The organism is Kitasatospora sp. NPDC058032, from assembly GCF_042885845.1.
Lineage (GTDB): Bacteria > Actinomycetota > Actinomycetes > Streptomycetales > Streptomycetaceae > Kitasatospora.
In genome coordinates this window covers 59,861-76,673 of the sequence record NZ_JBHVRK010000030.1, presented here as the reverse complement: position 1 = coordinate 76,673, position 16,813 = coordinate 59,861, and the positions used below count along the sequence as shown (strand labels likewise).

The following is a 16,813-nucleotide window of genomic DNA, read 5'->3' as shown; positions in this document are numbered from 1 at the left end:
GGGTTGGGGGGGCCCGGCCCGGGCGGGGGCCCTGGCCCCCCCGCGGGGGGGGGGGGGGGCCCGGCGCCGGGTCTCCGGGAGGAGGTGCGACGTCGGACCGAGGCGTCCCTGACGGCCGGGCCCGCGGCTGCGAACGCTCCGTCCCCCGGCAGCGGGTGACGGCCTCGCCACGGCAGGTCACCGACCGTTCCGTTGCCCCGGGGAACCGCTGCTGACCTGCGCGTCCGTTTTCGGCGGCGGCCCGCGGAGCCGCTACCGTGGCCGGGCGGCCGGGCCCGGCCGCCCGGCGCCGCGGGCGCCGTCGGCACCACAAGGGACGGACCGGAATGCAGTTCGACGACCAGGGCGACCTCGACACCTCGCAGGTGGACGACCGGCGCGGCATCCCCGGCGGGAAGATCGCCATCGGCGGTGGCGCGGTCGGTCTGGTCGCCGTGCTGATCGCGGTGCTCTTCGGCGTCGACCCGAGCATCCTCGGGCTCTCCGACGGCGGCGGATCGAGCGCCGGGTCCGGCCGGACCACCACCGCGGGGGAGGTGCAGCAGGCCTGCAAGACGGGTGCCGACGCCAATCGTCGCCAGGACTGCCGGATCGTCGCGGTCACCAACAGCCTCCAGGACTACTGGGGCGGCCAGCTGCCCAAGTCCGGCGTCGCCTACCGGCCCGCCGAGACGGTCCTGTTCACCGGCCGGGTCTCCACCGCCTGCGGCGCGGCGAGCTCGGCCGTCGGCCCGTTCTACTGCTCCGGCGACCGGCGCGCCTACTTCGACCTCGGCTTCTTCGACGAGCTGTCCACCCGCTTCGGCGCGCGCGGCGGCCCGTTCGCCGAGGCCTACGTCGTCGCCCACGAGTACGGCCACCACATCCAGAACCTGACCGGCACGATGCAGAAGGTCGGCCAGGACCGGCAGGGCCGGGACAGCGCCTCGGTCAAACTGGAGCTCCAGGCCGACTGTTACGCGGGCGTCTGGGCCCACCACGCCACCACCACCCCGCAGGCCTCCACCGGACGGCCGCTGATCAGCACCCTCACCGACCAGGACATCGCCCAGGGGCTGGACGCCGCAGCGGCCGTCGGCGACGACCGGATCCAGAAGCAGGCCACCGGCCGGATCGACCCCGACACCTGGACCCACGGCTCCTCCGACCAGCGCAAGACCTGGTTCACCACCGGCTACCGCACCGGCGACCCGGCCCGCTGCGACACCTTCGCCGCGCAGCGCTGACCCCTCCGCTCGCCCGCCGCGCCCGTCCCGCCCGCCCGCCCCGGCACCCTGTCATCCGTCAGGGACCGGGGCGGGCGGCTGCTTCCTACGCTGCTGAGCACCGGCCGGACAACGGGCCGGACCAGCACCTGAGGGAGAACCACCATGCGCAAGATCCTGCACGCCGCCGCCGCGCTCGCCCTCGCGGCCGTTGCCGCCACCACGGCGGGGGCCTCCGGCGCCCGGGCCGCTGACGGCTCCTGGGACGGCTGTCCGTACGGGGCGGTCTGCGTCTACGCCCAGGACGCCGACACCAGCAGGCCGCCGACCGACGTCTTCTGGAGCTACGGCGCCCACAACCTCCGCAACCAGATCGGCCGGCACTGGGTGCTCAACAACCAGTCCGGCGGGGCGCACGCCCACCTGTGCACCGGCTCCAACGGCGCCGGCTGCGGCGAGGACCTGGCCGCCCAGACGGGTGTCTACGCCGATCTGACGCCGATCAACTCCATCACGCTCGACCGCCCCTGACCCGCTGAGGGCCGCCCGTCCGCCGGCCGGCGCCGTCCGTGGCGGGGTCCTCCGGGGGGAGGATCCCGCCACGGACGGCCGCGTCCGTCCGTCGGCCGGGGGCGGTCAGAGCCGGTTCGCGGCGATGGTCAGGAGTACCACTTGTGCTCGACCTGGTTCTGCGTGCCCAGGGTGAACAGGTCGATCCGGTCGGCGGCCCAGGAGACGGCGCCCGCCACCGGGACTCCGACGGCACCGACGTCGCTCCACTGGTGCCATCCGGTGGAATCGTAGGAGCTCTGCCAGATGTGGCTGCCCGGGCCGGCGGCGAAGACGTCCAGCCGGCCGACTCCCCGGGAGGAGAGCGCCGGGTTGCCGCTGATCTGGGCGGGGAGCGTCTCCCAGGCGGCCCAGAGGCCGTTGCTGTACCAGGTGTGGCGGAGCCGGCCGTCGGTGGCACGGCCGACGACGTCGATGCGGCCGGGGCCCCAGGAGACCGCGGCCGGCGCGCTGGCGAGGCCGCCGCCGAGGCTCTCCCAGCCGGTCCAGGCGCCGTTGGCGTAGGACCGGTGGAGCAGTTGGCCGTTGTCGATGAAGAGGTCGAGCTTTCCGAGGCCCTGGGAGCTGATGGCGGGGTTGACCGCCGTCACACCGCCGCTGAGGTCCTCCCAGTTGTACCAGGTGCCGTTGTCGTACCAGCGGTGGACCAGGTGGGAGCCGGTGTAGTCGGAGCCGACGACGTCGATGCGGCCGGGGCCCCAGGAGACGGCCGACAGATTGCCGGTCAGCTTGCCCCCGAGGGACTCCCAGGCGTACCAGGTGCCGTTGTCGTACCAGCGGTGCCAGAGGGCGTTGTCGCCACCGACGACGAACAGGTCGAGTCGACCGGTGGCCCAGGACGAGACGGCCGGGGCGCTGATCGCCGCACCGCCCAGGTCCTGCCAGTCGGACCAGCCGGCGGCGAGGACGGGGTTGGTGGCGGGGTCGAGACCGGCGGTCTGTGCGGCCTGCGTGGTTCCGGCGGTCGGTGCGGCCGGCGTTGGGACGGTGGCCGGTGCCGAGGCGGCGGCCGGTGCGAGTGCGGCCGCGCCCAGCAGGGCGAGCAGGACGGCGAGCAGTGCGGACAGCGGACGGTGCGACATCTCCCAGGTCCCCCCTTGGACGATGGTCAAATCGACTGGGCGTCAGATCAGTTGACGCCGCACGGGCAAGCTATCAGGGGGCCGCCACCGCCGTCCGGGGATCGCGAAGGGCGTGCGCCGGCCGGGGCAGGCGAGCTCCCGCGCTCCGGCGGGCGGGTCAGCCCGCCTCCGGTGACGGGCAGGTGAGGTCGTCGGGCGGAAGCGTCCCGGCGAGCAGGTAGGACTCCACGGTGGAGCGCACGCACGGGTTCGGCCCTGGGTACTGGCCGTGGTCCCCGTTGCCGGTGACCGTCACCAGGCGCGAGCCGCGCAGCGCCCGGTGCGCGGACAGCGCGGCCTCGATGGGGGTCGCGGGGTCGTGCACCGAGTTGAGCATCAGGGTCGGCGGCAGACCCGCGCCGGTGACCCGCACCGGCGGTGCCGTCGGCGCCGGCCAGGAGGCGCAGACCGCGGAGAAGGCGAGCATGCGGGCCCCGACCAGCGGCCAGCGCGCGGTGCTCTCGGCGCCCCGCTCCGCCCACACGGACAGGTCGCGGGTCCACGGTGTGTCGTTGCAGGTGACGGCGAAGTACTCGGCGAGGAACTCCGGGTCGAGGTACTGGCCGAAGACCAGCCGGGCGGCGGTGCGGGCGGAGGGCTCGGCGTTCGGCCAGTCGTCGAGCGCGGTCAGCGCGGTGGCCAGGAGGGGGAAGTTGTTCGCGCGGTAGACGACCTGGATGGCGCCGTTGTCGAACTGGTTGGGCCCGATGGTGAGCGGGCCGTCGACGACCGGGTGCTCGCGCAGGGCCGCCCGGCGTGCCTCCCAGCGGGCCTTCACCTCGGTGGCGGTCGTGCCGTAGTGGTAGGTGGCGTCCCGGGCGGCCAGCCAGGGCAGGAAGTCCTCCTCGAACCGGCGCTGGAAGCTCATCGGCAGCCGCTGCTGGAACCGCTCCCAGGTGCCGTCGAAGCCGGTGTTGCTGTCCAGCACCATCCGCTCGACCCGCTGCGGGAAGAGCGTCGCGTAGTACGCGCCGATCCTGGTGGCGTAGGAGGGCCCGAAGAAGCTGACCCGGCGCTCGCCGAGCAGGGCGCGCAGCAGGTCGAGGTCCCGGGCGGTCTGCTCGGTCGTCAGATGGGGGAGCAGGCCCTCGCTGCGCCGCTCGCAGTCGGCGGCGAACCCGCGCGAGGCGGCGATCACCCGGGCCCGGTCGGCCGGCGTGTCGTCGCGGAAGTCCCCGGCGAAGAACGCCTGGAACTCCTCGGGCGTCTGGCAGACGGCCCGGGTGCTCCGGCCGACGCCGCGCTGGTCGAAGCCCACGACGTCGTAGGCGGCGCCCAGCGCGGGCGCCTTGGTGACGAAGTCCGCCGGGCGCAGCAGGCCCTTGCCGCCGGGGCCGCCGGCGGCCGTCAGCAGGGTGCCGATCCGCCGGCCGGGCTCGCTCGCGCGGTGCCGCGAGACCGCGACGGTGAGGTCGGGGCCACGCCCGGGATGATGCCAGTCCCGGGGCGTGGTCATGGTGGCGCACTCCAGCGCGGCCTCGTCCGCGCAGGGCTGCCAGTCGAGCCGCTGGTGGGCGTAGCGGGCGGGGACGGCGGCCGAGGCCGGTCCGGTGGGGACCGCGACGGAGCCGGCCGTGCCCGCCGTCTGGGCCAGCGCGACGAAGGCGAGTAGCGCCGCGGTGCGTCGGCCGAGGGCGGAGAGCCCGGGGCGGCGCATCCGGCCGGTCCGTGCGGTGGGTGTGGTGGGTGCGGCGGAGGTGGTCCATGTGCTCGGCGTGGTCATGGGTCGATCATGGCCGCCGGAACGGTCGTGGTCGATCCAGTAGGCGCCCGTCTTCCCCCGGGTGCCTGGACCACCCTTGACGGTAAGTCAGCTTCAGGTCGGCCCCCCTCCCGGGGGACGCTTCAGTAGCCGACGGTGAAGCGGAGGCGGTGGTGGGCGGGGTGCTCGGCCTCGTCGAGGAGGGCGACGGCGAAGTCCTCCATGGAGATGGCCGAGGTGCCGTCCGGGCCGACGAGGAGTTCGTCGCGGCCCAGCCGGTAGCGGCCGGTCCGCTCACCCGGTTCGAGCAGGGCGGCCGGGCTGAGGTAGGTCCAGTCGGCCTCGGCGTCCGCGCGGCAGAGGGCGAGCTGCTCGCCGCAGGCGTCGGCGATCGGGCGCAGGGCGGCGGGGAAGTCCGGGGCGTCCACCAGGGTGACGCCGTTGCCGCCGGGCAGGGTGAGGCTGCCGGCGCCGCCGACCACCAGCAGCCGCACGCCCGTTCCGGTCAGGCCGGCCAGCAGGCCCTTGGTCGCGGTGGCCAGTTCGTCCTCGTGGCCGGGGGCCGGTCGGGTGGCCGCGACCAGCAGGTCCTGGCCGGCGGCGAGGCGGCGGACGTCGGCGGGGTCGCGGGCGTCACCGGTGGCGGTCGCGACCGTCGGCGGGAGCCGGTGCGGGCGGGAGGGGGCGCGCAGCACGGCGGTGACCCGGTGGCCGCGGGCGGCGGCCTCGGCCACGACCCGGCTGCCGACGTTGCCGCTCGCGCCGAACACGGTGATGCGCATGGGGAGTTCTCCTGGAGGTCGGTCGGGAGGGAAGCGGGGGACGGTCAGACGGTCTGGCGGTCGCGGGTGCCGGTGGCAGCCGCGGCGGGTGCCCCGGCGGCGACCTTCGACGGGGTGCGCGGCCGCTGGGTCTGCGCGGCGACGAGCGCGCCGAGCACGATCAGCGCGCCGACGGCCTGGACGGGCGCGAGGTCCTGGCCGAGCACCAGCCAGCCGAGTGCGGTGGCGACCACGGGGCTGAGCAGGCCGAGGAAGGTGACCGAGGTGGGCGGCAGGGCGCGGATGCCGCGGAACCAGAGTGCGTACGCGACGGCCGCGCCGATCAGGCTCAGGTAGCCGTAGCCGAGCAGGTTGGCGCCGGTGAGGTGGGACGGCGGCGGCCCTTCGACCAGCAGCGCGACCGGAAGGAGCAGCAGGCCGCCCGCGGTGAGCTGCCAGCCGGTGGTGGCGAGCAGCGGGGCCGGCGAGGTCCAGCGCTTGGAGAGGACGACGCCGGTGGCCATCACCACCGCGCCGCCGAGTGCGGCCACGATGCCGAGGGCGTCCAGCTGGGCGTTGGCGCGCAGTACGAGCAGGCTGACCCCGGCCACCCCGGCGATGCCGGAAACGAGGGTGCGCGCGGAGAGGCGGTCGCCGAGGAGCGCGGCCGACAGGCCCGCGGCGATCAGCGGCTGGACGGCGCCGACGGTGGCGGCGACCCCGCCGGGCAGGCGGTAGGCGGCGACGAAGAGGAGGGCGAAGAAGGCGCCGATGTTCAGGGCTCCGAGGACGAGCGAGCGCCACCACCAGCTGCCCTTCGGCAGACGGCGGGTGAGGGCGATCAGCAGCAGTCCGGCGGGCAGGGCGCGGAGCACTCCGGCGAGCAGCGGCCGCCCGGGCGGCAGCAGTTCGGTGGTGACGAGGTAGGTGGAGCCCCAGATGGCGGGCGCGAGGGCGGTCAGCAGCACGACGGCGAGTCGATTCCTTAGCACTAAGCCAATGTATCTCAGCGCTAAGGAATCTGGGCGGGGAGTGGGCGGTCGGGTGCTGTGAGGTATCTCACCGCTAAGGCATCGTTTAGGGTGGAGGGCATGGCAGAGCGCGAAGATCATGTGGACCGGGTGGTCCGGCAGTGGGGCGCGGAGCGTCCCGACCTCGATGTCTCCCCGATGGAGGTGATCGGCCGCCTCAAGCGGCTGAGCCGCCTGGTCGACGCCGAGCTGAAGGAGACCTTCGCCCGGCACGACCTCGACGCCGCCTCCTTCGACGTGCTCGCCACCCTGCGGCGCAGCGGCCCGCCGTACCGGCTCACCCCGACCGGCCTGATGCAGTCCGCGATGGTCACCTCCGGGGCGATCAGCCAGCGCCTCGACCGGCTGGAGGCCCGCGGCCTGGTCACCCGCACCCCCAGCGGCTCCGACGGCCGCAGCCGCGAGGTCGCGCTCACCGACGAGGGGTACGCCCTGATGGACCGCGCCCTGCCCGACCACCTCGCCACCGAGCGCCGCGTCCTGGCCGGCCTGGACGAGGCGCGGACCGCCGCCTTCGTCGACGCCCTGCGGACGGTGCTCGCCACCCTCGGCGACGGCCCCGGGTGACCACCGCTCAGGGGTTGACCGCGACCGCCTTGAAGAAGGTGTAGTGGAAGGTCCCGTTCGGCTCCGCCGCGCGGCGCAGCTCCGCGACGCCCCGGTCGAACGCCTCCGCCGTGCTGAGCCCGGCCTCGACCGCCTCGCCCCGCACCGCCTCGACCATCGCCACGAAGGTGCGCCGGGTGAACCCCTCGACCAGCGCCGGCCGGGCGCCGTCCGCGTACACCGTGCGCGGTCCCACCGCGACGTCCCGGAACCCGGCGCCGGTGAGCAGCGGGTACAGCCGGCGCCCGATCAGGGCGTCCCCGCCGCCGTCCGCCTGGAGCCGGACCAGGTGGTCGACGACCCGCTGCGCCGCCGCGCCGCGCGGGTGGAAGAACGCCGAGCCGTGGTCGCCCTCGATCACGGTGACGGTGCCGCCGGGCCGTAGCAGCCGGCGCAGCGCGGCCAGTGCCGCCGCCGGGTCGGCGAGGTGTTCCAGGACGAAGCAGACGAAGAGGTGGTCGAAGGAGCCGTCGGGGAAGGGCAGCCGGTGCAGATCGCCGCAGTGCCAGCGGACGTCCGCGCCGGGCAGCTGCTCGGCGACCCGGTCCCGGGCCCGGGCGAGCGAGTCCGCCGAGACGTCGGCGGCGGTCAGCAGCACGCCGGGGTTGGCGGTCAGCAGGTGCACCGTCTGCGCGCCGACGCCGCACCCGACCTCCAGGACCCGGCTGCCCGCCGGGTAGGAGGTGCCGGCGTGCAGCAGGGCGGCCAGGGTGTCGGCCTGCTCGCCGAGGCGCCGGGCCTCGGTGGGGGAGTAGCCGTGGACGTAGCCGGTGTCGGCGGCGGCAGCGGGGGCGGCGTCGGCGGCCGGCTCGGGGCGGAGCGCGGCGGACTGGGGGGTGCTCGTGGTCATGCCTCCACCCTCCCGGGACAATGGACCCGTGCCCAGGTCCAATGAATGGCCGGTCGACAGGTCCACAACGGCCGGTGCCGACTTCCTCCAGCTCGACCCCCGCGAGGCTGTGGCCGGCGGACTCGCCGACTGGCTGGCCCGCCGGCTGCGGCAGGCGATCGCCGACGGCCGGCTGCCGGCGGGCAGCCGCCTGCCCGCCACCCGCCTGCTCGCCGCCGACCTGCGGGTCTCCCGCGGCGTGGTCACCGACGCCTACCGCCGGCTCGCCGAGGAGGGCCGGATCGCGGGCCGGGGCAGGGGTGGCACCGTCGTGGTCGACCCGTTCCCCCACCCCTCGGCGCCCCAGCCGCCCCCCGTCCCCGCCCGCGTGCCCGCCCCCGTACCCGGCCCCGCCCGCGTCGCCGCGCCCCCGCCCGGTTCGCCGTTCGACGGCCCGCTCGTCCCGGCTAGCTTCGACACCCTGCGCAACGCCCCCGCCCGGATCGACCTCTCGCCCGGAGTCCCGGACCTCGCCGCCTTCCCCCGCACCGCCTGGCTGCGCGCCGAACGCGCCGTCCTCCACGACCTCGCCGCCCGGGACCTCGGCTACGGCGACCCGCGCGGCACCCCCGCGCTGCGCCGCGCGGTCGCCGACTGGCTCGGCCGCAACCGCGGCATCCGCGCCGACCCCGAGGACGTCCTCGTCGTGGCCGGGGCCGCCCAGGCGCTCGCCCTGGCCGGCGAGGTGCTCCGCACGGTCGGCCTCGACGTCGTCGCCGTCGAGGACCCGGGCTCCCTCGGCACCCGGCAGCACCTCGGCCACCGGATCACCGCCACCCCGCCGGTCCCCGTCGACACCGAGGGCATCCGGGTCGACGCGCTGCGCGCCACCGGCGCCCGCGCCGTCCTGCTCACCCCCGCCCACCAGTTCCCGACCGGCGTGGTGCTCGGCGGCGCCCGCCGTCGCGAACTGCTCCGGTGGGCGGCCGAGGGCGGGCTCGTCATCGAGGACGACTACGACGCCGAACACCGCTACGACCGCCCGCCGGTGCCCGCGCTGCGCGGCGTCCTCCCCGAGCAGGTCCTCTACCTCGGCAGCGTCTCCAAGCTCCTCGCCCCCGCGCTGCGCACCGGCTGGATGCTCGCCCCCGCCCGCTACCGGGACCTGCTGGTCGACGCCAAGCGGCTCAGCGACCTCGGCAACCCGGCGCTGCCGCAACTCGTCCTCGCCCACCTGATGGACTCCGGTGCGCTGGAACGCCACCTGCGGCTGCTGCGCCCGCGCCACCGGCGCCGCCGCGACGCGATGACCGCGGCCGTCGCCGCCCATCTGCCCGGCGCCGTCGTGCACGGCGCGGCGGCCGGGCTGCACCTCACGGTCACCTTCCCCGACGGCGCGGGCCGCACCGACACCGAGCTCGCCGCGGCGGCGCTGGCCCGTGGCGTCAAGGTGCAACCGCTGTCCTGGCACGCCCGTCTGCCGCACCCGCCCGGGCTCGTCCTCGGCTACGCGGCCGTCGCGCCCGGCGAGATCGAGGAGGGCGTCGCCGTCCTCGGACGGCTGCTCCGGGAGGCGGGCCGACCGTTGCCCGGGTGAGGCTGGTGGCACCTCGCGCACCGCGCGGGGTGCCGACGGCGGGCGCGCCGCAGCCGCCCCGCCGTCCCGGCCGGGGCGCCCCGGGCGAACCCGGACGCGAGCCGCTCCCCGGACCGCCCGGACCCGACCGACCGAGGGAGGCCGGATGCCGATATCCCGCCGAACGATCCGTCTCGCCCTGCTCGCCCTGCTGCTCTCCGCGCTGGCCCCGTCCGCCTCGTCCACCCCGCTGTCCCCGCTCTCCCCGCTCGCCCTGCCCGTCCGGGGCGCAGCGGCGGATCCCCCCGGGGAGCGGACCGAACCCGCGGCGACGGCTCCGACCCACTCCACCCCTACGGAGAGGACCACCCCCGTGTCCACCACCGATGCGCTCCAGCTCGCCGGCCGGCGGGTGGTATACTCGTACCCCGGGCCCACCCCGCCGCCCGAACTGCTGAGCACCATCCGCGCGGGCCGCGCCGCCGGCGTCATCCTCTTCAAGGACAACGTCCCCTCGCTGCCCCAGCTCCAGGCGGCCGTCGGCCAGTTGCGGCAGGCCGCGGCCGAGGCCCCGTCGGCCGCGCCGCTGCTGCTGATGACCGACCAGGAGGGCGGCCGGATCCGCCGGCTGCCCGGCGCCCCGGAGCTCTCCGCCAAGCAGACCGGCCTGGCCCCCGACCCGGCCGGTGCGGCCGCCGGCGCCGGGGCCGGAGCGGCCCGCACCCTGAGCGGGGCGGGCCTGAACGTCAACCTCGCGCCCGTGCTCGACGTCTACGACGCGCCCGACGACTTCATCGACCACTTCGAGCGCTCGTACAGCCAGAAGCCGGAGGTGGTCGCCGAACTGGGTTCCGCCTTCCTCGCCGCGCAGCAGAGCCTGGGGGTGGCCGCGACGGCCAAGCACTTCCCGGGCCTCGGGGCCGCCCCGGCCGGCGCGAACACCGATGCCGAACCCGTCGTCCTCCCCGTCCCGCTCGCGGACCTGCGGGCGCGCGACGAGGAGCCGTACCGCGCCGCCATCGCCGCCGGGGTCCGGCTGGTGATGGCCTCCTGGGCGGTCTACCCGGCCCTGGACGCCTACCGCCCGGCCGGCCTGTCGCGCGCCGTCGTCCACGGCGAGCTGCGCGAGCGGCTCGGCTTCCGCGGGGTGACCATCACCGACGCCCTGGAGGCCGGCGCGCTCGCCTCCTTCGGTGACGCCGGCGAGCGGGCGGTCGCCGCCGCCGACGCCGGGATGGACCTCCTGCTCTGCTCCGGCCGCGAGGTCGGGCAGGGCGCCGCCGCCGTCGCGGCCCTCGCCGCCGCCCTCGACAGCGGCCGGCTCGACGAAGCCGGGTTCACCGAGGCCGTCCACCGGGTCGACGCCCTCCGCGCCTCGCTGGCCGGCTCCTGACGGACGGTCCGCGGCCCCTTGGAGCGCTCGGCCTCCCGCGGCGCGCGGTCACCCGCGATCACGCATGCCACGGCAGTGGACCGGAATCGCGCCGAGCCGGTCCGCGAACGGGCCGGACCCGACCGGCCGGAGGGTTCCGGAGGTCCCCGAGGGGGCGGAGGGAGGCCGAAGGTGGCGCGGGGGTGGCGCGAAAAGGGGCGAGGGTGGCGCGAAGAGGGTGCACGAGCGATCAACACGCGCCGATCCTCAGCGGAAACGAGCGGACACGGAGGGTCATCCTGATGGCAGGCTTTCCGCCGTGACTGTGCACCCTCTCGTACACGAGATCGCCGATGCCTACCTGGCCCTGGCCGACGCCGCCTCGCCCGGGCTGGTCGAGGGCCTGTACGTGGTCGGTTCGACGGCCCTGGACGACTTCCACCCGGCACGGAGCGACATCGACTTCGTGGCCGTGACCGCGGATCCGGTCACGGCGGAGCAGCTCGGCGGGCTGGAACGCGCGCACGCCCTGCTCGCGGTGCGCTATCCGCGCCCCGCCTTCGACGGGCCCTACCTCACCTGGGACGAGCTGGCGGGCCCGCCCGCGCAGGCGCCACCGGGTCCGCACGTGTTCGGGGGGACGGTCCGGCACCGGGTCGCCTCGGACCGCACACCGGTGCTCTGGCACACGCTGGCGCGGCACGGCGTCACGCTGTGCGGGCCGCGGGCCCAGGAACTGATGATCGACACCAATCCGGAGGAGCTGGCCGGCTGGACGGTCGCCAACCTGGAGGAGTACTGGCGCCCGTGGTGGCGGCGCTCGTCCCGGTTGGCGTCGCGCCCGGGGCTGGCCTGCCTGAACGGGTCGGGGCCGGTCTGGGGCGTGCTCGGGGTGAGCCGGCTGCACTACACGCTGGCCACCGGGCGGATCGCCTCCAAGCGCGGCGCCGGCGAGTACGCCCGGGCGGTGTTCGACGAGCGGTGGCACCGGATCGTGGACGAGTGCCTGCGGATCCGCGCCGGCGGGCGGGGGCGCTCGCTCTACCCGAACCCGTTCGTCCGGCGGGCCGACGCGCTCGCGTTCATGGACATGGCGATCGAGAGCGCCCGGTGGCTGGGGGTGGACCGGCTGCCTCTCGGGGAGTAGCGGGAGGCATCGGCACTGGTCAAGGCCTTGATCACGCCATCCAAGGCCAGTTTCCAGTCTGATCATCAACTGTTTGGATCTTGGTCCTTTTCGGCATGCGATTCATCTGTCAGAGTTTCGACATGCCACATGTGACATGTCACATGTGGCACTGAGATGCCCATGAGAACGAAGAGAAGAAAGCGGAGGAGCGGAATCATGCGGATGAACCGACTCACCCTGACCGCGGCCGGCATCGCCGGCGCGGCGGCCCTGCTGGCCGTCCCGGCCCAGGCGAACGCGGCCCAGACCACCACCACCGGCACCACCGTGACCTGCGGCGCCTCCGGCCTGCAGGCCGGCCTGTCGACCCGGGTGTGCGCGGAGATCACCGGCGACAGCGTCCAGCTGTACGGCGAGATCAGCCTGGCCGGCCCGCCGAGCCCGGGCACCCCGTGGCCGCCGAGCGTCGACCTGATCACCAGCATCTCCGGCAACGTCGTCGGCGGCGCCTCGCTCGGCACCGTCAGCGGCCCGGCCCACTTCGCCGGCAGCACCGTCAAGGTTCCCGGCGTGAGCGGCACCGTGCCGGCCGGCTCGACCGTGCACGGCAGCTTCAGCGCCGCCACCTTCCCGTGGTCCCCGGCTCCGGTGACCATCGACGTCGTGGTGCCCGGCTGATGACGCTGTCCTAGCGGACTGACGGGGGTGGGCGGGTCCGGGGTGCGAGTCACCCCGGGCCCGTCCTGTTTCCGCCCGTTCCTTCCCTCCCGCGCGGCCGGCCGACCGTGACGACTTGAAGAAATCTTCACCTGCAACGATGATGCTTCCCGCCGAACAGGCCGATCCACGGCCCGTCCGGACCCCATCCGGCGACGAGCAGGGAGTGACGGACGATGCCGGTCCCGCTGTACCAGGCGAAGGCGGAGTTCTTCCGCACGCTCGGGCACCCGGTGCGCATCCGCGTCCTGGAGCTGCTCCAGGACGGACCGCGCCCGGTGCGCGAACTGCTGGCCGCGATCGAGATCGAGCCCTCGAACCTCTCCCAGCAGCTCGCGGTGCTGCGCCGCACCCAGCTGGTCACGGCGACCCGCGAGGGCAACACCGTCGTCTACGCCCTGAGCACGCCGGATGTCGCCGAACTGCTGCGCGCCGCGCGGCGGATCCTGACCGAGCTGATCACCGACCAGGGCACGCTGCTCACCGAGCTGCGCGCGCCGCAGGCCGGGGCCTCGCCCGCGGGCGACCGATGACCGGCCCGTCGAGCGAAGGAGTGCCCAGCCATGAGTGAGAACACCGGCGAGCGCGGGCGGGAGGACAGCGCCACCCGGGAGGAGAAGGCACGGCGCAAGGCCATGCTGATCCGGGCGGGCATCTACATCTTCGCCACCCACCTGTTCGCGGGGTTCGTGCTGCTGCTGTTCGCCCTCGGCGGCCGGAAGTGACCGGGACGCCCTGGGTGCGGCCGGCCCGGCCCGGGCCCTTCCGGGCGGTCCCGGCCGGGTGGCGGCCGGGACCGGTCCGGTGCGGTCGGACGGCCGCCGACCGGGATCAGTGCGCGGTGTCCTCCCCGGTGTAGCGGCGGCTGGTGCTGGTCCAGGCGTAGACGCCCTCGACCAGTTCCCGGGTGCCGTCGAGGTACCACCGGCCCGCCGGGTGCCGCACCTGCAGACTGCGGCGCAGCTCCTCGCTCTGCGCCGTCAGCCGGGCGATCCGGGCCCCGACCGCGCGGGCGGCCCGGCTGCGGGTGCAGCCGCGGATCCGTTGCAGGGTGAGCACGGTGTTGAAGGCCGCGACGTTCTGGCGTTCCTCGCGGTCCGCCGAGTAGAGGTCGTTGATCAGCGTCGCCGCGTCGGCGGTGTTCGCGCGCAGGCGGTGCAGCGCGGGGTCCGCGTGCAGTCCGGCCGGTGCCTCGCCGCCGTGGACGTGCTCCAGTATGTCCATGAACGGGTAGAGACAGCTCGCATGGCGGCGCAGCCGCACCGTCTCGGCGAGGTCGGGCTGGGTGCGGGCGGCCCGGTGGGCGGTCTCGGCGAGGAAGGTCTCCAGGCACGAGCGCCACTCGGTGGCGGCGCGCCGCCGCCAGCCGGGCGGCATGGGGGCGCTCTGGCGCTGCCACAACTCCCGCCAGGCGTCGAGCAGGTGGGGTTGGGAGGTGCCTGTGGGGACGGGCCGCCCGGCGAGGACGGCGAGCAGGGGCTCGACGATCGCACGGGCCTCGACGGGGTCGCGGCCGGGCGGGCCGTCGAAGCGGTCGTCGAGGATGGTGAACCAGCCGAGGATGTCGATCAGCAGGTCCAGCTCGGTGTCGCGGGCGCGGGGGTACGAGTGGCCGATCAGCTCGGGCAGCGCGTAGGTGTGGTAGCGGGCGAGGTCCTCCGGGGCGAGCAGGCCGTGGGCGAGCGCCCAGGCGCTGTGCCGGGCCTCGGCGGCGTGCAGTTCGCCCGGCGCGCGCGGCTCGTCCTGCGGGCGCAGCGCGTGGGGCGCGCGCCGGGCGGCCGGGGGCGTGGCCGGGAAGGGCCGTGCCTCGGGCCGGGGGGCGGCGGCGAGCCGCCCGGCCGTGGTGATCTGCCGGACGATCGCGGGTGGTCCCAGCGTAGTGACCGGCACGAGGGTGGTGAGCGGGCCCAGGTAGGTGGCCGGGCGCGCGGGGAGGGCCGTGATGCTTCGGGTGGCGCCGCCGGCACGGGGGGAACCGGTGCGTGCGGCGCTGCGCTCGGCCGGCCGGGCGGCGGTCTGCGGCGCCCTCACGTGCGCGCGGTCCGCGGCCGCGGACCGGCGGGTGGCGAGCGAGGACTGGGCGGGGAGCACGGCCGGGCGTCGGGGCCCCGCCGAGCCCGGGGGCCGCACCGGTTCGACCGGGACGGCCGCTCCGCCGGGGGCCGCCGGACCGGCGGCGGCCACCGGACACCCCTCGCCCGGTCGCGGGCCGTCCGTGCCTTGTGAGCCGTGCGGACCGCGCGGAGCGGAGTCGGACCGGCGCGGAGCGGCGTCGGGCCGGCGGGGACCGATGATCGGGATCCTTTGGGCGGGCGTGTCGTCGAGGCCCGCCGACGGCGTGCGGCGCAGGCCGGAGGCGTGCGGCGCGCGTCCGCCGCGCGGGTTGAGCCGCACCCGCAGGCCCTGGGCCTGGACGGTCGTCCACACCACCTCGCGGGCCCGCGAACCGGGGACGGCCGTCGGGCGCCAGCGGCGCAGGATGGCGGCGGCGGCCACGGTCAGCTCGGCCCACGCGAAGGCCTCGCCGATGCACTTGTGCTTGCCGGCCCCGAACGGCAGGAACGCCTGCCGGACCGCGCCCCCGCCGCCGGCCGCGCCCGTCGCCCGGCCGTCGCCGTACCAGCGGCCGGGGTGGAAGCGGAGCGGCTCCGGGTACAGCGCGGGGTCGCGGTGGATCGCGGTGAGGCTGTAGAGCAGCTCGGTGCCGGCCGGGATGCGGTACCGGCCCAGCTCGACCGGTTCGCGCGCGGTGCGCATCAGGAAGGCGTTCGGCGCGTGCAGCCGGACGACCTCCTGGGTGACCGCGCGGGTGTAGCTCAGGCGGGCGAGTGCCTCGGGCGTGGGCACGGTGCCGGCCGGGAGGTGCTCGTCCAGCTCGGCCAGCACGCGAGCCTCGACCCGGGGGTGCCGGATCAGCTCGTCGATCAGCCAGGTGAGCGTGGTGGAGACGGTCTCGGTGCCGGCGCCGAACATGGTGATCGCCTCGGAGCGGACGTCCGCCTCGGTGAGCGGCCGGCCGGTCGCGGGGTCGACGGCGGCCCGCAGCAGCGCGGGCAGCGAGGCGCCGCGCCGGCCGCCCGGGCCGGTCACCGGGCAGCCGCCGTCCGGCGCGGTGCCGAACGCGCTCTCGAAGGCGTTCTCGAACGGGTCGCCGGGCGCGGTGCCGTTGACCGCCTGGTCGACGACCTGGTTGAGCACCCGCACGGCCGCGTCGAACCGCCGGTTGACCGGCAGCGGCAGCCGCGCGAAGGACCGGTGGGGGTAGAGCGACTGGACGATCTGGCCCTTCACCATGTCGGGCAGGGCCCGGTGGAAGGCGAGCGTGGCGTCCTCGCTCAGCCGGGCGTCGAACAGCGCCCGGGTGACGATCTCCAGTGCGAGGTGGTTCATCTCCTTGCCCACGTCGAGCACCTCGCCGGGGCGCCAGCGCCCGGCCCGCTCCTCGGTGACCCGGTGCATCACGGCGACGTACTCGGCCATCCGGTCCGCCCCGAAGGCGGGCTGGATGATCCGGCGGCGGTCGCGGTGGGCGCGGCCCTCGGACATCAGCAGGCCGTCGCCGAAGGCGGTCTTGAGGGTGTCCTGGACGGCGCCGCGCGGGCAGTCGTGGGCGAGTGCCACCAGCAGGGTGTGCACCAGGGCGGCGTCGGTGACCACGCAGACCGTGCGTGGCCCGAGCCGGATCCGGACCACCTCGCCGTGCCGGGAGAGCGAGCCGAGGAAACCGAGCGGGTCGCGCAGCAGCGCGGGGGCGTGGCCGAGGCCGGGCACGGCGCCGGGGGCGAGCGGGGGGACGGCCGCGCGGCTCTCCGCCGGGGGGGTTCTGGGCGGGGCAGGCGGTCTGCGGGTCTCATTCGTCAGGATCATGACATCACCTCTCACCAGATGGACCGGGGGGACGGACCGGTGGGACGGACCGGTGTGTCCGGCCGGGTGTCGGACCGGTCGGCCGGCCCGGCGCTGCTGCGGTACCACCGGAGCCGCCGCCGCGACAGCCGGGATTCGGAAGCCTGTTGACGCAGACCCCCGCGCGCGCCACGGACAGAGGGCGCACGCCATGGGAAACGCGCCGGTACCGCGAGCGTTGCGCCGGACCCGGATGGATCACTCCATCGGTGGAGTGTCCTCAAGGTGTGCGCGGCGTGTCCCGATGAGGGCGCGCCGTCGGGCGCGGTCCTCGGATCCGGTCGCGCC

At 75.7% G+C, this 16,813-nt stretch carries 15 protein-coding genes; 9 read left to right on the top strand and 6 right to left on the bottom strand.

Annotated elements, in window-relative coordinates; all coding sequences use genetic code 11:
• Nucleotides 1-326: 326 nt before the first annotated feature.
• Together ACFVUH_RS32450 and ACFVUH_RS32445 are read left to right on the top strand one after the other, a co-directional pair.
• On the top strand, nt 327-1,226 hold the full coding sequence (locus ACFVUH_RS32450) for a neutral zinc metallopeptidase (protein WP_355367571.1): 900 nt from the start codon (nt 327-329) through the stop codon (nt 1,224-1,226).
• Between the two features lie 144 nt (nt 1,227-1,370).
• A complete protein-coding gene (locus tag ACFVUH_RS32445) occupies nt 1,371-1,736 on the top strand; it encodes a hypothetical protein (protein WP_387917032.1) in 366 nt (121 codons plus the stop codon).
• A gap of 128 nt (nt 1,737-1,864) precedes the next feature.
• Here ACFVUH_RS32445 and ACFVUH_RS32440 read toward each other — a convergent pair whose 3' ends face one another.
• The 4 genes from ACFVUH_RS32440 to ACFVUH_RS32425 all read right to left on the bottom strand — a co-directional run bounded on the left by ACFVUH_RS32440 (nt 1,865) and on the right by ACFVUH_RS32425 (nt 6,351).
• Nucleotides 1,865-2,857, bottom strand: coding sequence for a hypothetical protein (locus ACFVUH_RS32440; RefSeq protein ID WP_387917030.1), 993 nt, complete (start codon nt 2,855-2,857; stop codon nt 1,865-1,867).
• 157 nt (nt 2,858-3,014) lie between these two features.
• Nucleotides 3,015-4,619 carry an alpha/beta hydrolase gene (locus tag ACFVUH_RS32435; protein WP_387917028.1) on the bottom strand — a complete coding sequence of 535 codons (1,605 nt, stop codon included), beginning with the start codon at nt 4,617-4,619 and terminating at the stop codon, nt 3,015-3,017.
• Between the two features lie 122 nt (nt 4,620-4,741).
• Nucleotides 4,742-5,380 carry an NAD(P)-dependent oxidoreductase gene (locus tag ACFVUH_RS32430; RefSeq protein WP_387917027.1) on the bottom strand — a complete coding sequence of 213 codons (639 nt, stop codon included), beginning with the start codon at nt 5,378-5,380 and terminating at the stop codon, nt 4,742-4,744.
• A 44-nt stretch (nt 5,381-5,424) separates the two neighbouring features.
• On the bottom strand, nt 5,425-6,351 hold the full coding sequence (locus ACFVUH_RS32425; protein ID WP_387917026.1) for an EamA family transporter: 927 nt from the start codon (nt 6,349-6,351) through the stop codon (nt 5,425-5,427).
• Between the two features lie 99 nt (nt 6,352-6,450).
• Here ACFVUH_RS32425 and ACFVUH_RS32420 point away from each other — a divergent pair, with 99 nt between their 5' ends.
• Nucleotides 6,451-6,957 carry a MarR family winged helix-turn-helix transcriptional regulator gene (locus tag ACFVUH_RS32420; RefSeq protein ID WP_380685201.1) on the top strand — a complete coding sequence of 169 codons (507 nt, stop codon included), beginning with the start codon at nt 6,451-6,453 and terminating at the stop codon, nt 6,955-6,957.
• A 7-nt stretch (nt 6,958-6,964) separates the two neighbouring features.
• On the opposite strand, the gene ACFVUH_RS32415 is transcribed toward ACFVUH_RS32420, so the two are convergent.
• Nucleotides 6,965-7,846, bottom strand: a complete 882-nt coding sequence (locus ACFVUH_RS32415) for a methyltransferase domain-containing protein (protein ID WP_387917024.1) — start codon at nt 7,844-7,846, stop codon at nt 6,965-6,967.
• Here ACFVUH_RS32415 and ACFVUH_RS32410 point away from each other — a divergent pair.
• The 6 genes from ACFVUH_RS32410 to ACFVUH_RS32385 all read left to right on the top strand — a co-directional run bounded on the left by ACFVUH_RS32410 (nt 7,845) and on the right by ACFVUH_RS32385 (nt 13,344).
• Complete coding sequence (locus ACFVUH_RS32410) at nt 7,845-9,422, top strand: PLP-dependent aminotransferase family protein (RefSeq protein WP_387917022.1); 1,578 nt, start codon at nt 7,845-7,847, stop codon at nt 9,420-9,422. The two genes, ACFVUH_RS32415 and ACFVUH_RS32410, sit on opposite strands and share 2 nt — an antisense overlap.
• A 145-nt stretch (nt 9,423-9,567) precedes the next feature.
• The gene (locus ACFVUH_RS32405) at nt 9,568-10,794 is read left to right on the top strand and encodes a glycoside hydrolase family 3 N-terminal domain-containing protein (protein ID WP_387917020.1); all 1,227 of its coding nucleotides are present in this window, start codon (nt 9,568-9,570) and stop codon (nt 10,792-10,794) included.
• A 298-nt stretch (nt 10,795-11,092) separates the two neighbouring features.
• Nucleotides 11,093-11,920, top strand: coding sequence for a nucleotidyltransferase domain-containing protein (locus tag ACFVUH_RS32400; protein WP_387917019.1), 828 nt, complete (start codon nt 11,093-11,095; stop codon nt 11,918-11,920).
• A gap of 198 nt (nt 11,921-12,118) precedes the next feature.
• Nucleotides 12,119-12,580, top strand: a complete 462-nt coding sequence (locus ACFVUH_RS32395; protein WP_355367538.1) for a hypothetical protein — start codon at nt 12,119-12,121, stop codon at nt 12,578-12,580.
• Nucleotides 12,581-12,795: 215 nt separating this feature from the next.
• On the top strand, nt 12,796-13,152 hold the full coding sequence (locus ACFVUH_RS32390; RefSeq protein ID WP_387917018.1) for an ArsR/SmtB family transcription factor: 357 nt from the start codon (nt 12,796-12,798) through the stop codon (nt 13,150-13,152).
• Between the two features lie 30 nt (nt 13,153-13,182).
• Nucleotides 13,183-13,344 (top strand): DUF6126 family protein, encoded by a 162-nt coding sequence (locus tag ACFVUH_RS32385; RefSeq protein ID WP_355367533.1) that lies wholly within the window; start codon nt 13,183-13,185, stop codon nt 13,342-13,344.
• 106 nt (nt 13,345-13,450) lie between these two features.
• On the opposite strand, the gene ACFVUH_RS32380 is transcribed toward ACFVUH_RS32385, so the two are convergent.
• Nucleotides 13,451-16,486 carry a cytochrome P450 gene (locus ACFVUH_RS32380; RefSeq protein WP_387917016.1) on the bottom strand — a complete coding sequence of 1,012 codons (3,036 nt, stop codon included), beginning with the start codon at nt 16,484-16,486 and terminating at the stop codon, nt 13,451-13,453.
• Nucleotides 16,487-16,813: the final 327 nt, after the last annotated feature.